This window comes from Rhodococcus sp. SJ-3 (assembly GCF_051918125.1).
GTDB lineage: Bacteria > Actinomycetota > Actinomycetes > Mycobacteriales > Mycobacteriaceae > Rhodococcus.
This window is the reverse complement of record NZ_CM123306.1, coordinates 5,811,987-5,833,229: the sequence shown is the minus strand read 5'-3', so window position 1 is coordinate 5,833,229 and position 21,243 is coordinate 5,811,987. Positions and strand designations below refer to the sequence as shown.

Here is a 21,243-nt window from a genome sequence, read left to right as displayed (position 1 = left end):
TCGGCGGACGCACCGCGTAGCATGCCGTAGCGATCTTCGAGCGTCACGGTCGGCGCGGCCGTCACAGCACCCGTTCCGGGATCGATCGGCAGTACTGCCACGGCCTTCCCTCTCGTGAGTGACACGGCGAGACCTTCGGGGGACGCGGCACATCCTGCGACTCCGGGCTTCTCCGGCCAGGTCCACGCGGGCCCGGCTGCTACCGCGCCGTCCATGCTCACCCGCTGCAACCGGTCCTCGAGCACGGTGCGGTCGGTGATCCACAGGTTGCCGCTCGGGTCCCGGCACACGTCTCCGCTTCCCCCAGCCCCGACAGTGTCACCGTCGGGCTGCCGACGCGCCGGGTGTGGGCAGTGGAAGCGACAGCAAGCTTGCCGGACAGCGACGAAGCATGTCTGCTGCGGCCGGATCTCCCGCATTGCCGGTGAGTACCGCGAGTTCGGTCGGCGAGACGAATTCGAGCGCACCTGCGTTCCCGGTGGTGCCGCGCGGATTCCGGTCAGGATGTCCTTGGGTACATCGCCTGCCGCGATCCGCACCACCCGATTGTCGGATGGCGTGGTGATGTAGGCGTAGAGCAGGCGGTCCTCGTTGAAAGTGGGCGACAGAACGACGTCGTGCAGCCCGCCGTCTCCCGAGCCGTCGACGGGCACGGTCGCCACTTCGACGGGTTCCTCACCGACGGTGACCCGCAGAATACGGCCCGTGCGACGTTCGGTCACGAGCGCGGAATTGCCGTCGGGGAGGGCGATCAGACCGCCGGTGGTATCGAGGCAGGTCGCGATCACTGCGGGATCGGGATCGACACACGGTCCAGGAGGGACCGGCGGTGTGCTCGGTGTGGTGGTCGTGCTCGGCGATTGCTCCGGCGCTACGCCCCCCGCGTCGAACGACGGCGCGGATGTGAACGGGGTGGTGGCTGCGTCGTCGAATCGTGCGCATGACGGAACGAGAAGCACCCCGATCGCCAGGGCCACCGCACTCGTACGCATCTTCCACGAACCTGCCGACCGCGCGCCCCTCGTCATGCAGCAGACGTTACCGGGACGACGCGCGGCGGCGCGTATGCCGGGTGGGAGGGGCACCGGGGACCTACGCTGGAGAGGTGACCCGCAATCCTTCGGCGCAAGTCCTGTCGTTCGCGGCCGGGACAGCCGATCTGTCTTTCTGGTGGTGTCGGTGGGTGCCTGTACGTTACGAACATGCAGCTCAGATACCGGTACCGGGTCTATCCGACGCCTGGCCAGCGGGACATGCTGGCCCGGTCGTTCGGGTGTGCACGGGTGGTGTTCAACGATGCGCTGCGCGCGCGGCAGGACGCGTGTGCGTCCGGGGTGAGCCTCTCGGACACCGACGTGCAGAAACAGGTGGTTACCGCAGCGAAGAAGACCCCGCAGCGGGCATGGCTTGCCGAGGTGGCGTCGGTTGCGTTGGTGTAGGCCTGCCAGGACGCGCGTCGCGCCTACCGGAACTGGTTCGACTCGATATCCGGCACACGCAAGGGCCGCAAGGTCGGTCCGCCTCGTTTCCGGTCCCGCAAGGACAACAGGAAGGCAATCCGGCTGACCCGCAACGGGTTCTCGCTGCGTTCGAACGGGAAGCTGTATGTGGCGAAGGTCGGCGAGCTGAAGGTCGCGTGGTCGCGGGACCTGCCGTCGGAGCCGTCGAGCGTGTCGATCATCAAGGACGCTGCGGGACGGTACTTCGCGTCGTTCGTGGTGGAGACGTCCGATGTACTACTGCCGGAGTGCGATGCGGAGGTGGGGATCGATTTGGGTTTGACGACGTTCGCCGTGCTCTCGGACGGGAAGGTCATCGAGTCCCCGAAATTCTTCCGCCGCGCCGAACGCAAGCTCCGCAAGGCGCAACAGAGCTTGTCGCGCAAACAGAAGGGCAGCAGGAATCGGGCCAAGGCCCGCCTCGAGGTCGCCAAAGCTCACGCGAAGGTGGCCGATGCCCGCGCCGAGTGGGCGCACAAGCAGTCCACGATGATCATCCGCGAGAACCAAGCGGTGTTCGTCGAGGATTTGTGTGTCGCGGGGTTGGCGCGGACTCGGTTGGCGAAGTCAGTGCACGATGCGGGGTGGGGCTTGTTCACCCGCTTGTTGGAGGAGAAGGCCGCTCGGTTCGGGCGGGTGTTTGTGAAGGTGGACCGATTTTATCCGTCGAGTCAGCTCTGCTCCGCGTGCGGGGTGCGCGACGGTCCGAAGCCGCTCTCTGTTCGCCGGTGGCAGTGCGCGGCGTGCGGGGTGGTGCACGACCGCGATCTGAATGCTGCCAAGAATGTCCACGCCGCGGGACGTGCGGAGTGGTTAAACGCTTGTGGAGGGGCGGTAAGTCCTTCCGTCTGATGGGAGGCGAGTCCCTGTGAATCAGGAACCCACCGGAGCGGCGCGTAGCGCTGCAGGAGGAATCCCGGATGTTCACGGCCGGGAGGACGTCAACGACAAGGAGACCGGCCGCACGCCGGACACAGGCTCGAGTCCCTTCGATGAACCGACGCTGCAGATGCGTCGGGAGCGTCCGTCGATGCTCGAATCCGAGGACGATCTCGGGTTCGACAATTCTGCGCTCACCCCTGGATTCGACAGTTCTGCATACGACAGTTCTGTGTACGGGGGCGCGGCGTACGCCGCACCCACCGAGCAGATCTATCGGCCCGATCAATCGGGAACTGCGCCCGCGGAGACCGCACCGGTCGTCGAAGCGCGTCGCGGAACCCTCGACCTGGGGCTTCTCGTCCTGCGGCTCGCGGTCGGCGGAATCCTCATCGTCCACGGGCTGCAGAAGCTGGTGGGACTGTGGGGAGGTCCCGGCTTGGACGGGTACGAGGAGTTGCTCCGAGAGGCGGGCTACCAGCAACCGGGCATCCTTGCGATCGTCGGTGCGGCCGGTGAGCTCGCGGCCGGAGCATTCCTCGTTCTCGGTCTGCTCACGCCGCTCGCCGCGGCGGCGATCGTGGCAATCATGATCAACGCAGTGTTGTTCAAACACGAGCTCGAACCCGGTGTCCAGTTCTTCGCGAGCGAACAGTCGGGGTTCGAATTCGAGGTGCTACTCGCGGCAGCCGCGGTGTCGCTCACACTCACCGGCCCGGGCCGGATCGCCGTGGACGGCCCGCGTAAGTGGGCGACCCGGCCGTTCGTCGGGTCGTTCGTCGCGCTGCTTCTCGGTGTCGCGGCGGGCGTGTGTCTGTGGATCTTCGGTCGCTGACACCGGCCGGACGAGACAGGCCGCCGCAATCGGATGATCGCGGCGGCCTGTTCTTCTGCGGAGTGGCCTACGGCACCTGTCGGACGGCGCCCTTGTCTGCGGACGTGGCCAGCGCCGCGTAGGCGCGAAGTGCCTTGGATACCGTGCGCTCGCGATTCACGGGCTGCCACGGACGCTCGGAGGCCTCCATCTTCGCGCGCCGCTCGGCGAGCACATCGTCGTCGACGAGCACCTCGAGGGCTCGGGTCGCCACATCGATGCGGATCCGGTCGCCGTTCTCGATCAGGCCGATGACACCGCCCGACGCTGCCTCGGGGGAGACGTGACCGATCGACAGTCCCGACGTACCGCCGGAGAAGCGTCCGTCGGTGATCAGAGCGCACACCTTGCCGAGCCCGACACCCTTGAGGAACGACGTGGGGTGCAGCATCTCCTGCATGCCCGGGCCGCCGGCCGGTCCCTCGTAGCGCACGACGACGACGTCGCCGGGCTTGATCTTCTTACCCAGAATCACCGAAACCGCTTCTTCCTGGGATTCGACGACGAAGGCGGGACCCTCGAAGTGGAAGAGGTCTTCGTCGATGCCCGCGGTCTTGAGGATCGCGCCGTCCGGGGCGATGTTGCCGCGCAGCACGACGAGTCCGCCCTCGACGGTGTAGGCGTGTTCGATGTCGTGAATGCAACCGCCGACGGCGTCGGTGTCGAGCGACGACCAGCGGTTGTCGGTCGAGAACGGTTCGGTGGTGCGCACTCCGCCGGGGGCGGCGTGGAAGAGTTCGAGTGCTTCATCCGTCGCCTTGCCGGAGCGGATGTCCCAGTCGTCGAGCCACTGATCGAAGCTCTCGGTGTGGACGGTGTGCACGTCGGTCTCGAGCAGTCCGCCGCGGCGGAGTTCGCCGAGGATCGCGGGGATTCCGCCGGCCCGGTGCACATCCTCCATGTGATAATCGGAGTTCGGCGACACCTTCGCCAGGCACGGCACCTTGCGGCTGATCGCATCGATCGTGGAGAGATCGAAGTCGACCTCACCTTCCTGCGCTGCGGCGAGGGTGTGCAGCACCGTATTGGTCGAACCGCCCATGGCGACGTCGAGGGCCATCGCGTTGCGGAACGCAGCGGGCGTAGCGACGTTGCGGGGCAGGACCGATTCGTCCTCGTCGCGGTAGTAGCGCAGCGCCGCCTCGACGACGGTGGTGCCCGCGCGCTCGAACAGTGCGCGGCGCGCCTCGTGGGTCGCGAGAGTCGATCCGTTGCCCGGCAATGCGAGACCGAGTGCCTCGGTAAGGCAGTTCATCGAGTTCGCGGTGAACATCCCCGAGCACGAACCGCACGTCGGGCACGCACTGCGCTCGACCTCGTCGAGACCGGCATCGTCGACAGCCTCACTCGCGGACGCGGAGATCGCGGTGATCAGGTCGGTGGGTGCCTGCGCCACACCGTTCACGACAACGGCCTTGCCTGCCTCCATCGGCCCGCCGGAGACGAACACCGTCGGGATGTTCAGGCGCATGGCCGCGTTGAGCATTCCGGGTGTGATCTTGTCGCAGTTCGAGATACACACGAGTGCGTCGGCGGTGTGTGCGTTGACCATGTATTCGACGGAGTCGGCGATGATCTCGCGGCTCGGAAGCGAGTACAGCATTCCGCCGTGGCCCATGGCGATGCCGTCGTCGACGGCGATCGTGTGGAACTCGCGCGCGACGCCGCCCGCTGCCCGTATGGCGTCGGCGACGATCTCGCCGACGTCCTTGAGGTGGACGTGGCCGGGAACGAACTGGGTGTACGAGTTCGCGATGGCGACGATCGGCTTGCCGAAATCGGAATCGGTCAGGCCGGTGGCGCGCCACAGGGAGCGCGCGCCGGCTGCATTACGTCCGACGGTGGTGGTGCGTGACCTCAACGGGGGCATGGGCTGACTTCCTTGACGGGGCTTGTGGTGCGGCGCATTGACCTGGTGCGCCCCGATTGCCGGGCTGTGACGGGGCCGGGGCGCGACGAATTCGAATCTACTCTCGTGCTATTTGCTACCCGGATCCGACTCGGGCTCGGCCGGTGTATCGGATATCACGTCGTCGTCCTCCGGTTCCTTGCCCGCTTCTTCCTTGTCCGCTTCGGCGAGCTGAGCCGCCCGGGCCGCCGCGTACGGGTCGGTGATCCGTCCGCCGCTGGCCTCGGCGAGTTGAGGCAGGCGCCCGAAAGTGACCACGGGAAGCGCTACCTCGGTGTCGTCGGTGAGGGTCGCACGCGCCCAGCCGCGTTTGGGGAATCGGATGCCTTTCAGCGAATCCCAGCCGATTTTCGTCGTCGAGAACGTCGCGCGCGCGACGATGCCGTCGGGGCCGATGACGGTGCGTACCCGCAGTACCCATGCGACGACGAGGAGTGGGATCACCAGCATCCACGAGAAGGCGGCGGGCCACGCCATTGCAGGGGACAGCACCGCGAGGAACAGGAGACCGCACGCGAGGAATGAAAGCCGCGAGATCTGGATGACCTGCGTCGTCGGTTCGGTCGTGGGCTCGGGAGTGTGGGAGGATGGGCTCGGTGGCACGGGCTGCTGTGGAGATGACACCTCACCATCTTCTCACCGCAGCCATGGCATCTCACATTCTGGGACAGTGACCGAACCAAGTTGACTGTTCTACTCCACGCGCCTACCGTCGACCGCGTGAATCAGAATGGGTTGCTCGTAATCGGCCGGCGCGTCGTCGCCTGAGCCGCTTATAGCAACTCGCCCACGACGCGCCACCCTCGTACAGCACCATGCTGACGAGGGTTTTTTGTTGCCCGGAGCCAGAATCAGAGGAATTCGTAGTGAGCGCACCAACCGCACGTCCTCAACCCTCGCCGCGGAAGCCGGGGTCTGCAAGCCCGACTTCCGCAGCGGCCGCGACGCAGCCCGCCGGCCGACGCTCGGTAGCCCCCGAGCGGGTCACCGGCGCCCAGGCCGTAGTCCGGGCTCTCGAAGAGCTCGAGGTCGACACGGTATTCGGTATTCCCGGCGGTGCGATCCTTCCCGTCTACGACCCGCTCTTCGACTCGAAGGGCGTGCGCCATGTGCTCGTCCGTCACGAGCAGGGTGCAGGCCACGCCGCGACCGGATACGCGCAGGCAACCGGCAAGGTCGGTGTGTGTATGGCGACGTCCGGCCCGGGCGCGACCAACCTGGTCACCCCGCTCGCCGACGCCCAGATGGACTCGGTCCCGGTCGTTGCGATCACCGGCCAGGTCGGGCGTCCGCTGATCGGTACCGATGCGTTCCAAGAGGCCGACATCTCGGGCATCACGATGCCCATCACCAAGCACAACTTCCTCGTCACCGAAGGCACCGACATCCCCCGCATCCTCGCGGAGGCGTTCTACCTGGCGTCCTCGGGCCGACCGGGCGCGGTGCTCGTCGATATCCCGAAGGACATCCTGCAGGCGCAGACCACGTTCAGCTGGCCGCCGGAGATGCACCTGCCCGGTTACCGCCCCGTCACCAAGCCGCACGGCAAACAGGTCCGCGAGGCCGCGCGCCTGATCGCCGATTCCAAGAACCCCGTCCTGTACGTCGGCGGCGGCGTGATCAAGGCCGACGCCTCCGCGGAGCTGCTCGAGCTCGCTGAGCTGACCCGGATCCCCGTGGTCACCACACTCATGGCGCGTGGTGCATTCCCCGACAGTCACGAATTGCACTGCGGCATGCCCGGCATGCACGGCAACGTCGCAGCCGTGGCGGCGCTCCAGAAGAGCGACCTGCTCATCACTCTCGGTGCCCGGTTCGACGACCGCGTCACCGGTCAGCTCGACACGTTCGCTCCCGACGCAAAGGTCATCCACGCCGACATCGATCCGGCGGAAATCGGCAAGAACCGGCACGCCGACGTGCCGATCGTCGGCGACTGCAAGGAAGTCATCGTCGAGCTGCTCGAAGCGGTCCGTGCCGACCTCGCGACAGGCACGAGGCTCGAATACGAGCAGTGGTGGGCCTACCTCGACGACCTCCGCAGCACCTACCCGCTGTCCTACGACCGGCACACCGACGGCACTCTGTCGCCGCAGTACGTGATCCAGGCCGTCGGCAAGCTCGCCGGACCCGACGCGATCTACTGCGCCGGCGTCGGTCAGCATCAGATGTGGGCTGCGCAGTTCGTCGACTACGAGAAGCCGCGTACCTGGCTGAACTCCGGTGGCCTCGGCACGATGGGCTACGCGGTGCCCGCTGCGATGGGCGCCAAGATGGGCAAGCCGGAAGCCGAGGTCTGGGCGATCGACGGCGACGGCTGCTTCCAGATGACCAACCAGGAGCTCGCAACCTGCGCGGTCGAAGGTGTGCCGATCAAGGTCGCGTTGATCAACAACGGCAACCTCGGAATGGTGCGTCAGTGGCAGACGCTGTTCTACGAGAAGCGGTATTCGAACACCGATCTGTCCACGCACAGCCTGCGTATCCCCGATTTCGTGAAGCTGGCCGAGGCTCTCGGCTGCGTCGGCATCCGTGTCGAGCGCGAGGAGGACGTCGAGGACGCGATCCGTCAGGCCCAGGCCATCGACGATCGTCCCGTCGTCATCGACTTCATCGTCGGCAAGGACGCCCAGGTGTGGCCGATGGTGGCTGCGGGCACCAGCAACGACGAGATCATGGCCGCCCGCGACATCCGTCCGTTGTTCGACGACGACTCCGCCGACGACCCCACTGTGATCCACGAGACCATCGAGCGCGACCGCGCGCGCAGCGAGCAGGCTGCCGCCGAGGAGGAAACCAAGTGAGCACGAGCCACACCCTCAGTGTTCTCGTCGAGGACAAGCCGGGCGTGCTGGCCCGAGTCGCATCGTTGTTCTCGCGGCGCGGCTTCAATATCGAATCGCTCGCCGTCGGCGGCACCGAAGTCCCGGAGATCTCCCGGATGACGATCGTCGTGACGGTCGACGAGTTCCCCCTCGAGCAGGTCACCAAGCAGCTCAACAAGCTCGTCAACGTCATCAAGATCGTCGAACAGGAGGACGAGGCATCTGTTGCCCGGGAACTCCTGCTGATCAAGGTGCGCGCCGACGCCAGCGTGCGCACGCAGGTCATCGAGACGGTGAACCTGTTCCGCGCCAAGGTGATCGACGTCTCGCCCGAGTCGCTGACCATCGAAGCCACCGGAACCCGGTCCAAGCTCGATGCGCTGTTGCGCATGCTCGAACCGCACGGCATCCGCGAGATCGTGCAGTCCGGAGTCGTTGCGGTCGGACGCGGTCCGAAGTCCATCACGGCGACCCGTTAGCCTGAACACACCCATATTTTCTGAAAGAGGTAACCACTGTGGCAGTCGAGATGTTCTACGACGACGACGCCGACCTGTCGATCATCCAGGGCCGTAAGGTCGCGGTCATCGGATACGGCAGCCAGGGGCACGCGCACTCGCTGAGCCTGCGCGACTCCGGCGTCGAGGTTCGTATCGGCCTGAAGGAGGGCTCCAAGTCGCGGGCCAAGGCCGAAGAAGCGGGCCTGACCGTCGGCACCCCCGCCGAGGTTTCGGAGTGGGCCGACGTCATCATGGTGCTCGCTCCCGACACCGCGCAGGCGTCGATCTTCAAGGACGACATCGAGCCGAACCTGAAGGACGGCGACGCGCTGTTCTTCGGCCACGGCCTCAACATCCACTTCGACCTGATCACGGCTCCGGCGAACGTCACCGTCGGCATGGTCGCGCCGAAGGGTCCCGGTCACCTCGTGCGTCGCCAGTTCGTCGACGGCAAGGGTGTTCCTGCTCTGATCGCAGTGCACCAGGATCCCAAGGGCGAGGGTCAGGCGCTGGCACTGTCCTACGCCAAGGGCATCGGCGGCACCCGCGCAGGCGTCATCAAGACCACGTTCAAGGAAGAGACCGAGACCGACCTGTTCGGTGAGCAGGCCGTGCTCTGCGGTGGCACCGAAGAACTGGTCAAGACCGGTTTCGAGGTCATGGTCGAGGCGGGCTACGCCCCCGAGATGGCCTACTTCGAGGTTCTCCACGAGCTCAAGCTCATCGTCGACCTCATGTACGAGGGTGGCATCGCCCGCATGAACTACTCGGTGTCCGACACCGCGGAGTTCGGCGGCTACCTCTCCGGTCCGCGCGTCATCGACGCCGGCACCAAGGAGCGCATGAAGGAGATCCTCGCGGATATCCAGTCCGGTGAGTTCACCCGTCGTCTCGTCGCCAACGTCGAGAACGGCAACACCGAGCTCGAAGGCCTGCGCAAGGCCAACGCCGAGCATCCGATCGAGGTCACCGGCAAGAAGCTGCGCGACCTGATGAGCTGGGTCGATCGCCCCATCACCGAAACCGCGTAGTCGGTCCGGTCTTCTCCGGCGGCCCGGTGCACCACGCGGTGCACCGGGCCGCTGTCTTTCTGCACCGCTGCCGATCCGGTACCGCTCTCGCGCATGCCGCGCGGAGGAGATACTGAGTTGATGTCGCTCTGGACCGCTCCCGGCAGGCTCCCTGGCGTAGCCGTGGCGCGCACCTATCAGCGTCGGTGGTTGCGCAGCGACATCACCGCCGGCCTGGTTCTGAGCGCACTCCTGGTGCCTGCCGGGATGGGATACGCGCAAGCTGCAGGCCTGCCTCCCTACACCGGTCTGTACGCGACGATCGTGCCGATGCTCGTGTACGCGCTCGTGGGACCGTCCCGAATTCTCGTTCTCGGACCGGATTCCGCACTCGCCCCATTGATAGCAGCCGCGGTGATTCCGCTCGCGTCCGGTGGCGATCCGCAACGTGCGATCGCCCTTGCCGGCGTCCTGGCGATTCTTGTCGGCCTGATATCGCTGCTCGCGGGGATCCTGCGTTTCGGGTTCGTCACAGAACTGCTGTCCAATCCGATCCGCATCGGTTTTCTCAATGCGATCGCGGTCATCGTCATCGTGGCGCAACTGCCGTTGCTGCTCGGCACAGAAGACGACGAATCCGGTGTGCTGCCCGAGCTCGCGGATGTCGTCGACGACGTGATCGAGGACGGCCCACAGCTGTTCGCGCTGTCGATGGGCCTCGCCTGCATCCTCACGATCGTCGCGGTGCGCAGATTCGTTCCGGTGATACCGGGCGTCCTCATCGCTGTCGTCGGGGCAGGGACGGTGACCGCGGTGTTCTCCCTGACCGACCGGATGACGATGGTGGGAGAACTACCCGCGGGCTTTCCCGCACCTGCGCTCGGTGGCGTCGGATGGGGCGACGTGGCCGAACTGCTCGGCCCGGCGGTTGCCATCGCGCTCATCGCGTACGCCGACACGGCGGTCCTGTCCCGGACGTTCGCGTTGCGGCACGGTGACGACGTCGACGGAAGTTCGGAGATGCGTGCCCTCGGTGCGGTCAACGTCGCGGCGGGCCTCACGGGCGGCTTCCCCGTGTGCGGGAGTGGCAGCCGAACGCCGGTCGTCGAGCATGCCGGGGGCCGCACACAACTCGTAGGGGCGGTGGGAGCGCTCACGGTTCTGGCTTTTCTTCTGATGGCGCCGGGATTGACGGCGTACCTTCCGCAGGCCGCGCTCGGTGCAGTGGTGATCGTCGCGGCGAGCGCTCTGATCGACGTGAGGGCCGTCCGGCATCTGTGGAAGGTCAGCAAGGTCGAATTCGGGTTGTCCATCGCGGCGTTCGCCGGCGTCGCATTCGCAGGAGTCCTGCAGGGCGTCCTCGTCGCAATCGGCCTGTCGCTGATCGTCGTCGTCGTGCGGGCCTGGCAGCCCCACCGCACCGAACTCGTGGAACTTCGCGACGTCGCTGGGTATCACGACATCGATCGGCACCCCGAGGGGCATCGGATCGAAGGGCTGGTGCTGGTCCGTTTCGATGCGCCTCTGTTCTTCGCCAACGGGGCGATTCTCACGCGATACGTGCGCGAGCGAGTCTCCTGCGCCGAACATCCCGTGAAATGGGTCATTCTCGCGGCCGAGCCCATCACCGATCTCGATACCACCGCCGTGGAGGCCCTCGAGGAACTCGACGAAGATCTAGAGCGCAAAGGGATCCGACTCGATTTCGCAGCAATGAAAGGACCGGTCAAGGACCGACTGCGGAGAATGGCCACCGGCGGTCGCTTCGGCGACGACCGGTTCCACCCGACGGTCCGGGCCGGAGTCATCGCGTTTCGTCACCGCAACGACGAGGGTGTCGGCCGCACCGAAGTCGACGCACCGCCCCGCGATGTTGTCGACGGTAGTCCTGTATCAGGGGACGGCAGCGCCGAATCCGGTGACGGCCAGGAGTGACCCGATGGATCATCGGTGTCCGGATTGTGACCGATGTTATTGGTGTGGCGTCGTTGTTACGGGCGCGCACGACCCTACGGTATCGCCATGGGACGAACTTCGAGAACTGTCGCGGGAGCAGCGATTCTTGCAGTGTTGTGCGCAAGCGGCACTGTGGTCACGGCACATGCCGGGCCCACGGTACCCGGTGTCGTCATACCCGGGATCGAGGTCCCCGAGATCGGCGGCCTCGTTCCCCCGGCGCAATCGGAGTTGTTCGGTGGTGGACGAAATCTGTTCCCCGACAAGCGATTCGTCGCGCTCTACGGCCACCCCAGCGGGCCGGCGCTCGGCGCCTTCGGGGAGCAGGACACCGCTGGTGCGATCGCACGGGTGCGCGACCTCGCGGCGCAATACCAACAATATTCGGCCGAGCCGGTGTTGCCGGCCTTCGAGATCATCGCGACGGTCGCGTCCGCCGATCCCGGTACCGACGGGCGTTTTTCGCGCATCACCCCGCTCGAGCAGCTTCGTCCGATCATCGACGAAGCGGAAGCGTCAGGCATCTACGTCGTTCTGGATCTGCAGCCCGGCCATACACACTTCCTCGAGCAAGCCCGGATCTACGAAGAGTTCCTCGCGCGGCCGAATGTCGGTCTCGCGCTCGACCCGGAATGGCGGCTTGCGCCGGGGCAGCAGCACATGGTGCAGATCGGTTCGGTCGATTCGTCCGAGATCAACGAAGTGGTCGCGTACCTCGCCGACCTCGTGCAGCGGCACGATCTGCCTCAGAAGATGCTCGTTCTGCACCAGTTCCGTAGTTCGATGATCACCGGGCGCGAACTCGTCGACGCAGGCAGGCCGGAGGTGTCGGTGGTACTGCACGCGGACGGACACGGCTCGCCTGCTCAGAAACTCGATACGTGGGGTGCGCTGCAGACCGGGCTCCCCCCGCAGATCCACATGGCGTGGAAGAACTTCTACGACGAGGATGTGCCCACATTCACACCCGAGCAGACCATGACTGTCGAGCCGAAACCGGTGTTCGTGTCGTTCCAGTGAGTACCGGCGAGTACTGCGGCATCCCCGTGGGCCCGCTGAGACCGCAGGGGCACTAAACTATGGGCGGTCACGGCTTGAACACGCCTACCGTCAGGTGCCCGCGCCGTCGACTGTTCACCACATACACGACACAGGGAGTTTGCACGTGAGCCAGAATGGCCGTCCAGTTGTCCTGATCGCCGACAAGCTTGCGCAATCGACCGTCGATGCCCTCGGTGACGGAGTCGAGGTGCGCTGGGTGGACGGCCCGGACCGCCCGGCCCTGTTGGCCGCGGTGCCCGACGCGGACGCATTGCTGGTGCGGTCGGCCACGACCGTCGACGCCGAAGTCCTCGCCGCAGCTCCGAAGCTGAAGATCGTCGGCCGCGCCGGTGTGGGTCTCGACAACGTCGACATCGCTGCCGCCACCGAGCGAGGCGTGATGGTGGTCAACGCTCCCACTTCGAACATCCACTCCGCCGCCGAGCACGCCGTTGCGCTGCTGATGTCGGCTGCACGCCAGGTGCCCGCAGCCGACCGCACGCTGCGTGAGCGCACCTGGAAGCGCTCGAGCTTCAACGGCACCGAGATCCTCGGCAAGACGGTCGGTGTCGTCGGCCTCGGCCGGATCGGTCAGCTCTTCGCGCAACGTCTCGCCGCGTTCGAGACCCACGTCATCGCGTACGACCCCTACCTGCCCGCTGCACGCGCAGCGCAGCTGGGCATCGAACTGGTCGACATCGACGAACTCGTCTCGCGCGCCGACTTCATCTCGGTTCACCTGCCGAAGACGAAAGAAACCGCGGGCCTGATCAACGCGGAGCGTCTCGCCACGGCGAAGGACGGCGTGATCATCGTCAACGCTGCGCGCGGTGGGCTCATCGACGAGGACGCGCTGTACGACGCGCTCACCTCCGGCAAGGTCCGTGCTGCCGGACTCGACGTGTTCAACACGGAGCCCTGCACCGATTCGAAGCTGTTCGACCTCGACAACGTGGTCGTCACCCCGCACCTGGGCGCCTCGACCGCAGAGGCGCAGGATCGCGCCGGCACCGATGTCGCCAAGAGCGTCCTCTTGGCTCTCGCCGGCGAATTCGTCCCCGACGCCGTCAACGTCTCCGGTGGCCCGGTCGGTGAAGAGGTCGCGCCGTGGCTCGAGCTCGTCCGCAAGCTCGGCCTGCTAGCAGGCACCCTCTCGCCCGAGGCCGTGCAGAACGTGCAGGTCGTGGCGAGCGGTGAGCTGTCCGTCGAGAACGTCGAGATCCTCGGTCTGGCTGCGCTCCGCGGCCTGTTCTCGGCCAGCAGCGACGAACCGGTCACCTTCGTCAACGCTCCGCAGCTCGCAGAGCAGCGCGGTGTGAGCATCGAGGTCGAGAGCATCAGCGAGGCCCAGACGCACCGCAGCGCTGTCGAGGTGCGCGCTGTGGCGGCCGACGGTGGCATCACCACCGTCGCGGGCGCGCTTACCGGCCTGCAGCAGGTCGAGAAGATCGTCAACATCAACGGACGCAGCTTCGACCTGCGTGCCGAAGGTCACAATTTCATCGTGCACTACCAGGATCGTCCCGGCGTTCTCGGCACCCTGGGCACCGTTCTCGGCAACGCGGGCATCGACATCCAGGCCGCAGCGCTGAGCCAGGACGCCGAAGGCCCCGGCGCGACGGTGATCCTGCGTGTCGATCGCGTCGTCGCCGACGCCGAGGTCGCGCAGATCGTCGACCAGCTCGAGGCACGTGTGGCGCAGGTCGACCTGTCCTGATCATCGCTTTGCACCGTTCGGTGGCCGCGACCGTCTGGCACGGTCGCGGCCACTGTCGCACAGGAAGAGAGCACAAATATGAAACTTGCGGTCATCCCCGGTGACGGCATCGGTGTCGAGGTCACGGCCGAGGCGCTGAAAGTCCTGAACAAGCTTGTTCCGGACCTCGAGACCACCGAGTACGACCTCGGCGCGCGCCGGTACCACGAGACCGGTGAGCTTCTGCCCGAGGCCGATCTCGCGGCGATCCGTGGGCACGACGCGATCCTGCTCGGCGCGATCGGTGACCCGTCGGTCACCCCCGGGATCCTCGAACGCGGCCTCCTGCTGAACATGCGCTTCGCGCTCGATCACCACGTCAACCTGCGCCCCTCGCGGCTGTACCCGGGGTCGAAGTCCCCGCTTGCTGCAAACCCCGACATCGACTTCGTCGTGGTGCGCGAGGGCACCGAAGGTCCGTACACGGGCAACGGCGGCGCGATCCGCGTCGGTACTCCGCACGAAATCGCGACCGAGGTGTCGATCAACACCTGGTTCGGCGCAGAGCGCGTCGTGCGCTACGCGTTCGAGCTCGCACAGACCCGCCGCAAGCACCTCACACTGATCCACAAGACCAACGTGCTGTCCAATGCCGGCGCGATCTGGACCCGTGCCGTCGAGACCGTCGGCAAGGATTTCCCGGAGGTCGAGACGGCCTACTGCCACATCGACGCGGCGACCATCTACATGGTCGACAACCCGTCTCGGTTCGACGTCATCGTTACCGACAACCTCTTCGGCGACATCATCACCGACCTCGCCGGTGCGGTCACCGGAGGCATCGGCCTGGCCGCCAGCGGCAACATCGATGCCTCGGGGACGAATCCGTCGATGTTCGAACCGGTTCACGGTTCCGCACCGGACATCGCGGGCAAGGGCATTGCCGACCCGACGGCAGCGATTCTGTCCACCGCGCTGCTGCTGCGTCACCTGGGCCGCGACGAGGACGCAGCGCGCGTCGAGGCCGCCGTCGAGGCGGATCTCGCCTCGCGTGGTGATTCGCCGATCGTGACCACGGAGATCGGCGACCGCATCACCGCGGCACTCTGATCACCTGTGCGCGGTTCCGGTAGTGCGTACTACCGGAACCGCGCACGACGTCAGTCCTGCTTGGGCACCACCGGTACCGCTGCCGCAGGGGCGATCGCCGAGAGTGCGAACGCTGCGGGAAAGCCGACCGCGGCGATGAGGGAACCGAACACCGGGCCCACAGCGGCGGCGAAGACGAACTGGCCGGTGTTCTGGATGCCGAGCGCCCGCCCACCCCAATACGGTCCGGCGATCTCGGCGACGGCGGTGAAGGCCAGGCCGTTGGGACTCGACGAGGCGACCGACGCGACGAGCAGCACGGCAACGGCGACGGGGGAGTCCGTGAGGGAGGTCGCCGCGAGCGCCACCATCGACACCGCAGTGATCACCGACACGCTCCTCAGCGGGCCCAACCTGCTCCCGACGCGATCCGACCACGCTCCGGCGACGACCCGGCCGAGCGCGCCGAGGATCTGTGCCGCGGTGATCACCAGTCCGGCACCGGTCTCGTCCCAGCCGCGGTCGACGATCAACCACACCAATGCGTATGTCCACACGACGTATTGGGGAATCACCAACAGGATCGACGCGACGTGGATGCGCGTCAGTGCAGCGCCGGTCCGATACGGATTCACCAACGCTCCGGTGCGCGCGGCCTCGGCCCTGTCGGGACGTGGCGGGTCGACGATCCCGATCGCGCACGCGACGGCAGCGATGCCGCACACGATCGCGGGAAACGCGAGGGCCCAAGAGATTCCGTGATCGCGTGCCAGTTGTGGCATGACGAGCGCGGAGGCTGCAACTCCGAGTGGCACCGACATCTGACGGATGCCCATCGCGAGTCCGCGCTGATGCACCGGAAACCAGCCGACGACCACGCGTCCGCTGGCGGCGTTGGCACTCACGGCGCCGGCGCCGCCGCACGCGAGCAGGACCGCGAGCGCGGCCGGTGACGTGGTGAAGGTCGCACCGGTGATCGCGGTGGCGGTGATCGCCATGCCGGCGGACAGGGCGAGGCGTTCGCCGAAGCGATCGGCAATTGCCCCCCACGCTACGAGGGTGAACATTCCGCCGAACAGCGGTGCGGCGGCAAGGGTCCCCGCTTGCGCCAGGGTGAATCCGGCATCGTCGTGCCAGGTCGGGATGAGAAATGCGGCACCGTTGACCACTGTCGCCTGCGCGGTTTGAGCGAAGACGCCCAGCGCCAGAATCAGCCATCGTCGGTTCCCGATCGTGAGCGTATCCATTGCTTCTCACTATCTGAGATATTAATCCCGTACTTTGAAACGTGAGCGAACTCTATACCCGCGGGGGCTGCGCGTCGATCGGAGGAGTCGGGCGACCGATAGACTCCCCGCATGCGCCTTGGTCGAATCGCTAGTCCGGACGGTGTCGCTTTCGTCAGCATCGAAGGGGAGGGAGACTCCGCGATCGCGAAAGAGATCGCCGAGCACCCGTTCGGTACCCCCACGTTCACCGGCCGGAGCTGGCCGCTCGCGGATGTGCGGCTACTCGCACCGATCCTGGCCAGCAAGGTGATTGCGGTCGGACGCAACTATGCGGCCCACGCGGAGGAGATGGGCAATGATGTCCCCGAGGAACCTGTGATCTTCCTCAAGCCCAACACCTCGATCATCGGACCGGGTGCGCCCATCGTGATTCCGCGGAACACGTCGCTCGTGCACCATGAGGCCGAGCTCGCGGTGGTCATCGGCCGCCCGTGCAAGGACGTCACCGCGGCGAAGGCCCGGGAAGCGATTCTCGGTTACACGGTCGCCAACGACGTCTCCGCCCGCGACCATCAGGCGAAGGACGGCCAATGGACGCGCGCCAAGGGGCACGACACGTTCTGCCCCCTCGGCCCGTGGATCGAAACCGACCTCGACTCGTCCGATCTCGAGATCTCCGCGGAGGTCAACGGTCGGCCTCGGCAACGCAGCCGGACTTCGATGATGGTGCACGACATTCCCGCACTCGTGGCGTGGGTATCTGCGGTCATGACACTGCTGCCGGGCGACGTGATCCTCACGGGCACTCCCGAGGGTGTCGGACCGATCGAAGCGGGCGACACCGTGTCGGTCACGGTCGAGAAGATCGGCACGCTCACCAACCCGGTTGTGGCGAAGGGCGCCTGAGCAGCCGGTCCGGCGTCTCCGCGGCGGTCGTGGGGTCTAGCCTGAGAGGGTCTTGAATCCCGTCCCTCGACCCGAGTGAGCCGATGACCACCAGCGAAGTTCGCGTCCGTTTCTGTCCGTCCCCGACCGGCACCCCGCATGTCGGCCTCGTGCGTACCGCCTTGTTCAACTGGGCTTTCGCGCGGCATCACGGCGGCACATTCGTCTTCCGAATCGAAGACACCGACGCAGCCCGGGACAGCGAGGAGTCCTACCAGGCCATCCTCGACGCGTTGCGCTGGCTCGGTCTCGAATGGGACGAAGGCCCGGAAGTGGGTGGCCCCTACGCCCCGTACCGGCAGTCGCAGCGACGGGATCTGCATCTCGACGTCGTCGCGAAGCTCCTCGCGGCCGGTGAGGCCTACGAGTCGTTCTCGACCCCGGAAGAGGTCGAGGAGCGGCACAAGGCGGCGGGTCGCGATCCCAAGCTGGGATACGACAATTTCGACCGCGACCTGACCGCCGAGCAGAGGCAGGCCTACCTCGACGAGGGGCGCAAGCCGGTCGTGCGGCTCCGGATGCCTGCCGAGGATCTGGCCTGGAACGACCTCGTGCGCGGTGAGACGACGTTCAAAGCGGGTACCGTGCCCGATTTTGCGCTCACCCGAGGAAACGGGATCCCGCTGTACACGCTCGTGAACCCGGTCGACGACGCTCTGATGAAGATCACCCACGTGCTGCGTGGCGAGGATCTGCTCTCCTCCACGCCTCGTCAGCTCGCGCTGTACGCCGCACTGCAGCGCATCGGTGTGGCTGATTTCACGCCGGAGTTCGGGCATCTGCCGTTCGTGATGGGCCAGGGCAACAAGAAGCTGTCCAAGCGCGACCCGGAGTCGAATCTCTTCCTTCACCGGGACCGCGGATTCGTTCCCGAGGGCCTGCTCAACTACCTTGCGCTCCTCGGCTGGGGTCTGGCCGACGACCGTGACGTGTTCTCGCTCGAAGAGATGGTCGCGGCGTTCGACATCTCGAAGGTCAACTCGAATCCGGCCCGCTTCGACCAGAAGAAGGCCGATGCGATCAATGCCGAGCACATCCGGTTGCTCGCGCCCGCCGACTTTGCGACCCGCCTGAAGGCATTCCTTGTCGAGCACGGGCACATCACCGCGGACGTCGACGACAGACTCTTCGCAGTGGCCGCAGACCTCGTCCAGACTCGCATCGTTGTCCTCAGCGATGCGTGGGGCCTGTTGAAGTTCCTGTTCGTCGACGAGGCGGACTTCGAACTGGACGAATCGTCCGCGGCGAAGAACCTCAAAGACGATGCCGCTGCGGTGCTCGACGCGACGATTGCGGCCATCGAGGGCCTCGACGCGTGGACCACCCCCGAGCTCGAGGGTGCGCTCAAGACGACACTGATCGACGATCTCGGCCTCAAGCCGCGGAAGGCGTTCGCGCCCGTCCGTGTCGCCCTGACGGGCTCGCATGTGAGTCCGCCGCTTTACGAGTCGATGGAACTGCTCGGTCGCGAGCGGTCGCTCGGGCGTCTGCGTGCGGCTCGCGCCACTATCGCTTGATCGGTCAGGCCTGACCGGATACGGCCTGATCGGTTCACGCTACGAGGAGGGCGCTCGCCATCACGGTGGGTGCCTTCCTTGCTTGCGTGCCGGGCGACCGGTCTTCGATAACTTAGCGAACTTATGGCTCTGACCAGGCGATTTGTAGTTCTGTACCCCCTTGGTGTTAATCTTCTTCTCGGTTCGGAACGGAGGCCGAGCGCGAACAGCGCAGGCCGAAGGAACAAGCCATTGGGGTATGGTGTAATTGGCAACACAGCTGATTCTGGTTCAGCCATTCTAGGTTCGAGTCCTGGTACCCCAGCTGCGATGCGGTGATTTGCTATCGTATCTCGGCCGGTTTAGGCTGGCTGAGCTTCCTCCAGGAAGCGCAAACAGAAGAAGATCCTGGCCCCGTCGTCTAGCGGCCTAGGACGCCGCCCTCTCACGGCGGTAGCGTGGGTTCGAATCCCATCGGGGCTACCATGGATCTCCTCCGACCTCCGGGTCGGAGGGATTCTTCTTCTGTAGGGTTCGATTGCCGGACACGGTCGATCGAGTCCGGGTAAGTTCTCGGCCCCGTCGTCTAGCGGCCTAGGACGCCGCCCTCTCACGGCGGTAGCGTGGGTTCGAATCCCATCGGGGCTACAACGAAGAAGACCCTCCGGATTCCCGGAGGGTCTTCTTTCATGTTCCATCACCCACTCTTGCGCCGGAACTGCCGATGATGATCGGCGTTCGCGTGCGGGCCGTGCGCCTTCGACGTCGCGTCGAGGTGTGCGGTACCGCCGTTCTTGTTCTGCTTCTTGCGCTCGAGTGCCGCGAGGAACTCTGCCCTGATGCGTTCTTTTGCCGGGTCGGTCATTGTTGTCCTACCTCCCTCCTGATGGCGAATGTAGCGCGACGGGAGCGGACTTGTCGCGTGAATATTGCCGTCAGCGACCGGCGTGAGGAAGATGCGCGGCAGTCGTGCCACCGAGGGGAACAGCAGGCATTCCGAGCTTGCGGTGGTCCCAGGACCGAACGCGTTGCGGTACCACCCGTACCACCACCCTCTTGTACATCATCTGTTCGACGGCTTGGCGCATCGCGTCGGTGTACGGGCCGGTGTAGCGCTCCCAGACATCTCGGCAGACGTCGAACAGCACGTCGTGGTCCTCGACGATCTGGGCGCGACCTTCGATCGAAACGCCGCGTAATTGGTCGTAGGTGTCGCCGGCTTCGACGAGTGCGGTGATGCGATCGTCGCGACGAAGATTTACGACCTTCTGCGATTTCGCCTTCGTCTCGAACCAGATTTCGCCGCCACGCACGGCGTACCACATGGCCACCAGATGCGGTGCGCCGTGCGGGCCCAGCGACGCCAGTGTGGCAATACGGCTCTGGTGTAGGAAGTCGTTTATTTCCGGTTCTGTCATCGCGATCTCTGCGCGGCGATTCGTTCCCATGCGCAGAACTGTGGCACACCCCGCCGGGGTGTGCCACCAACGCATCCAGCGTTGCGGCGACGCGAAACCCGCGGATTACAAACGCTTGTGCAGTGCCTCTGCGGCGGCGAGAAGGTCGGCGGCCCAGCGGGCTCCCGGCCGACGTCCCATTCTGTCGATCGGGCCGGAGACCGAGATCGCTGCCACCACTGTGCCATTGCCGTCACGTACCGGCGCAGCCACGGACGCCACGCCCGGCTCGCGTTCGGCTGCACTCTGCGCCCACCCCCGCCGACGGACCTCGGAGAGCACGCGTTCCCCGAATGCGGCATCGGGGAGGAGGGTGCGCTGGGTAGCCGTATCGGCCCATGCAAGCAGAACTTTGGCACCTGATCCGGCCGTCATGGGCAGACGCGCGCCGACGAGAACGCTGTCGCGTAGACCGGTCGGAGGCTCGAGCGCGGCGATACAGATGCGTTGGGTGCCGTCCCGGCGGTACAGCTGCACGCTCTCTCCCGTGATCTCGCGAAGGCGGGGGAGCACCAAGGAGGCCGCTTCGAGGAGCGTATCGCCCGCGCCCGCAGACAGTTCGGCCAGTCCGGGCCCCGGTCGCCATTGGCCGTCGCCGTCACGCATGAGCAGGCGATGGACCTCGAGCCCGACCGCGAGGCGGTGGGCAGTTGCGCGCGGTAGACCCGTGCGCGCACACAGCTCATTGAGGTTGCATGGCTGCTCTGCCACCGCATGGAGCACCGCCATAGCTTTGTCCAGCACACCGATCCCGCTATGCTGTCTCATAGGTCGATACATCCGTCTCGCATAGTGGGAAGCATAGCGCATCCGATTCGAGGCGGATACGGCACCAGGC

General features: G+C 66.0%; 17 protein-coding genes, 3 tRNA genes and 2 pseudogenes. 15 read left to right on the top strand and 7 right to left on the bottom strand.

Going from position 1 to position 21,243, the window contains the following annotated elements; all coding sequences use genetic code 11:
• Positions 1-545 precede the first annotated feature (545 nt).
• Positions 546-992 (bottom strand): annotated as a pseudogene (locus ACTDXD_RS27130) (PQQ-dependent sugar dehydrogenase); the annotation flags it as partial.
• A 210-nt stretch (positions 993-1,202) separates the two neighbouring features.
• Here ACTDXD_RS27130 and ACTDXD_RS27125 point away from each other — a divergent pair.
• The 3 genes and pseudogenes from ACTDXD_RS27125 (at position 1,203) to ACTDXD_RS27115 (ending at position 3,213) form a co-directional block, all read left to right on the top strand.
• Positions 1,203-1,439 carry a helix-turn-helix domain-containing protein gene (locus ACTDXD_RS27125; protein ID WP_440125203.1) on the top strand — a complete coding sequence of 79 codons (237 nt, stop codon included), beginning with the start codon at positions 1,203-1,205 and terminating at the stop codon, positions 1,437-1,439.
• 12 nt (positions 1,440-1,451) lie between these two features.
• Positions 1,452-2,351, top strand: a pseudogene (locus ACTDXD_RS27120) (RNA-guided endonuclease InsQ/TnpB family protein); the annotation flags it as partial.
• A gap of 157 nt (positions 2,352-2,508) precedes the next feature.
• Entirely contained in the window at positions 2,509-3,213 is a 705-nt protein-coding gene (locus ACTDXD_RS27115) for a DoxX family protein (RefSeq protein ID WP_440127823.1), read from the top strand.
• A gap of 67 nt (positions 3,214-3,280) precedes the next feature.
• Here ACTDXD_RS27115 and ilvD read toward each other — a convergent pair whose 3' ends face one another.
• Together ilvD and ACTDXD_RS27105 are read right to left on the bottom strand one after the other, a co-directional pair.
• Positions 3,281-5,122: a dihydroxy-acid dehydratase gene (gene ilvD, locus ACTDXD_RS27110; protein ID WP_440125202.1), complete on the bottom strand. Its 1,842-nt coding sequence runs from the start codon at positions 5,120-5,122 to the stop codon at positions 3,281-3,283.
• A gap of 108 nt (positions 5,123-5,230) precedes the next feature.
• The gene (locus tag ACTDXD_RS27105) at positions 5,231-5,764 is read right to left on the bottom strand and encodes a PH domain-containing protein (RefSeq protein WP_440127822.1); all 534 of its coding nucleotides are present in this window, start codon (positions 5,762-5,764) and stop codon (positions 5,231-5,233) included.
• Between the two features lie 263 nt (positions 5,765-6,027).
• On the opposite strand from ACTDXD_RS27105, the gene ACTDXD_RS27100 reads away from it, so the two are divergent.
• The 7 genes from ACTDXD_RS27100 to ACTDXD_RS27070 all read left to right on the top strand — a co-directional run bounded on the left by ACTDXD_RS27100 (position 6,028) and on the right by ACTDXD_RS27070 (position 15,299).
• Positions 6,028-7,965 carry an acetolactate synthase large subunit gene (locus tag ACTDXD_RS27100; protein ID WP_440125201.1) on the top strand — a complete coding sequence of 646 codons (1,938 nt, stop codon included), beginning with the start codon at positions 6,028-6,030 and terminating at the stop codon, positions 7,963-7,965.
• Positions 7,962-8,465, top strand: a complete 504-nt coding sequence (gene ilvN, locus ACTDXD_RS27095) for an acetolactate synthase small subunit (RefSeq protein WP_169686092.1) — start codon at positions 7,962-7,964, stop codon at positions 8,463-8,465. The genes ACTDXD_RS27100 and ilvN overlap by 4 nt, the downstream gene beginning before the upstream one ends.
• A 50-nt stretch (positions 8,466-8,515) precedes the next feature.
• Positions 8,516-9,517, top strand: a complete 1,002-nt coding sequence (gene ilvC, locus ACTDXD_RS27090; RefSeq protein ID WP_206039570.1) for a ketol-acid reductoisomerase — start codon at positions 8,516-8,518, stop codon at positions 9,515-9,517.
• A gap of 120 nt (positions 9,518-9,637) precedes the next feature.
• Positions 9,638-11,431: a SulP family inorganic anion transporter gene (locus tag ACTDXD_RS27085; RefSeq protein ID WP_440125200.1), complete on the top strand. Its 1,794-nt coding sequence runs from the start codon at positions 9,638-9,640 to the stop codon at positions 11,429-11,431.
• 87 nt (positions 11,432-11,518) lie between these two features.
• Complete coding sequence (locus tag ACTDXD_RS27080) at positions 11,519-12,472, top strand: hypothetical protein (protein ID WP_440125199.1); 954 nt, start codon at positions 11,519-11,521, stop codon at positions 12,470-12,472.
• Positions 12,473-12,617: 145 nt separating this feature from the next.
• Positions 12,618-14,210, top strand: coding sequence for a phosphoglycerate dehydrogenase (gene serA, locus ACTDXD_RS27075; protein WP_440125198.1), 1,593 nt, complete (start codon positions 12,618-12,620; stop codon positions 14,208-14,210).
• Between the two features lie 78 nt (positions 14,211-14,288).
• Complete coding sequence (locus ACTDXD_RS27070) at positions 14,289-15,299, top strand: 3-isopropylmalate dehydrogenase (protein ID WP_440125197.1); 1,011 nt, start codon at positions 14,289-14,291, stop codon at positions 15,297-15,299.
• 50 nt (positions 15,300-15,349) lie between these two features.
• On the opposite strand, the gene ACTDXD_RS27065 is transcribed toward ACTDXD_RS27070, so the two are convergent.
• Positions 15,350-16,525 carry an MFS transporter gene (locus ACTDXD_RS27065; RefSeq protein WP_440125196.1) on the bottom strand — a complete coding sequence of 392 codons (1,176 nt, stop codon included), beginning with the start codon at positions 16,523-16,525 and terminating at the stop codon, positions 15,350-15,352.
• Between the two features lie 111 nt (positions 16,526-16,636).
• On the opposite strand from ACTDXD_RS27065, the gene ACTDXD_RS27060 reads away from it, so the two are divergent.
• From ACTDXD_RS27060 to ACTDXD_RS27040, 5 genes are all read left to right on the top strand, one after another.
• A complete protein-coding gene (locus ACTDXD_RS27060; protein ID WP_440125195.1) occupies positions 16,637-17,413 on the top strand; it encodes a fumarylacetoacetate hydrolase family protein in 777 nt (258 codons plus the stop codon).
• A gap of 83 nt (positions 17,414-17,496) precedes the next feature.
• Positions 17,497-18,969 carry a glutamate--tRNA ligase gene (gltX, locus tag ACTDXD_RS27055; RefSeq protein ID WP_440125194.1) on the top strand — a complete coding sequence of 491 codons (1,473 nt, stop codon included), beginning with the start codon at positions 17,497-17,499 and terminating at the stop codon, positions 18,967-18,969.
• 232 nt (positions 18,970-19,201) lie between these two features.
• Positions 19,202-19,273 (top strand) — tRNA-Gln (locus ACTDXD_RS27050).
• Positions 19,274-19,358: 85 nt separating this feature from the next.
• Positions 19,359-19,434: transfer RNA gene (locus tag ACTDXD_RS27045), tRNA-Glu, on the top strand.
• A gap of 89 nt (positions 19,435-19,523) precedes the next feature.
• A tRNA-Glu gene (locus tag ACTDXD_RS27040) sits at positions 19,524-19,596 on the top strand.
• A gap of 49 nt (positions 19,597-19,645) precedes the next feature.
• Here ACTDXD_RS27040 and ACTDXD_RS27035 read toward each other — a convergent pair.
• The 3 genes from ACTDXD_RS27035 to ACTDXD_RS27025 all read right to left on the bottom strand — a co-directional run bounded on the left by ACTDXD_RS27035 (position 19,646) and on the right by ACTDXD_RS27025 (position 21,173).
• Positions 19,646-19,813 carry a DUF5302 domain-containing protein gene (locus ACTDXD_RS27035; protein WP_169686107.1) on the bottom strand — a complete coding sequence of 56 codons (168 nt, stop codon included), beginning with the start codon at positions 19,811-19,813 and terminating at the stop codon, positions 19,646-19,648.
• A gap of 70 nt (positions 19,814-19,883) precedes the next feature.
• Complete coding sequence (locus tag ACTDXD_RS27030; protein WP_440125193.1) at positions 19,884-20,396, bottom strand: pyridoxamine 5'-phosphate oxidase family protein; 513 nt, start codon at positions 20,394-20,396, stop codon at positions 19,884-19,886.
• A 75-nt stretch (positions 20,397-20,471) separates the two neighbouring features.
• Positions 20,472-21,173, bottom strand: a complete 702-nt coding sequence (locus tag ACTDXD_RS27025) for an IclR family transcriptional regulator (protein ID WP_440125192.1) — start codon at positions 21,171-21,173, stop codon at positions 20,472-20,474.
• Between the last annotated feature and the right edge of the window lie 70 nt (positions 21,174-21,243).

Coding starts and splice junctions, on each gene's coding strand:
- ACTDXD_RS27030 (WP_440125193.1), bottom strand. CDS start 20,396: ATGGGAACGAATCGCCGCGCAGAGATCGCGATGACAGAACCGGAAATA.
- ACTDXD_RS27065 (WP_440125196.1), bottom strand. CDS start 16,525: ATGGATACGCTCACGATCGGGAACCGACGATGGCTGATTCTGGCGCTG.
- ACTDXD_RS27115 (WP_440127823.1), top strand. CDS start 2,509: ATGCGTCGGGAGCGTCCGTCGATGCTCGAATCCGAGGACGATCTCGGG.
- ACTDXD_RS27080 (WP_440125199.1), top strand. CDS start 11,519: ATGGGACGAACTTCGAGAACTGTCGCGGGAGCAGCGATTCTTGCAGTG.
- ilvD (WP_440125202.1), bottom strand. CDS start 5,122: ATGCCCCCGTTGAGGTCACGCACCACCACCGTCGGACGTAATGCAGCC.
- ACTDXD_RS27125 (WP_440125203.1), top strand. CDS start 1,203: ATGCAGCTCAGATACCGGTACCGGGTCTATCCGACGCCTGGCCAGCGG.
- ACTDXD_RS27025 (WP_440125192.1), bottom strand. CDS start 21,173: ATGAGACAGCATAGCGGGATCGGTGTGCTGGACAAAGCTATGGCGGTG.
- gltX (WP_440125194.1), top strand. CDS start 17,497: ATGACCACCAGCGAAGTTCGCGTCCGTTTCTGTCCGTCCCCGACCGGC.
- ACTDXD_RS27035 (WP_169686107.1), bottom strand. CDS start 19,813: ATGACCGACCCGGCAAAAGAACGCATCAGGGCAGAGTTCCTCGCGGCA.
- ilvC (WP_206039570.1), top strand. CDS start 8,516: ATGTTCTACGACGACGACGCCGACCTGTCGATCATCCAGGGCCGTAAG.
- ACTDXD_RS27060 (WP_440125195.1), top strand. CDS start 16,637: ATGCGCCTTGGTCGAATCGCTAGTCCGGACGGTGTCGCTTTCGTCAGC.
- ACTDXD_RS27070 (WP_440125197.1), top strand. CDS start 14,289: ATGAAACTTGCGGTCATCCCCGGTGACGGCATCGGTGTCGAGGTCACG.
- ACTDXD_RS27085 (WP_440125200.1), top strand. CDS start 9,638: ATGTCGCTCTGGACCGCTCCCGGCAGGCTCCCTGGCGTAGCCGTGGCG.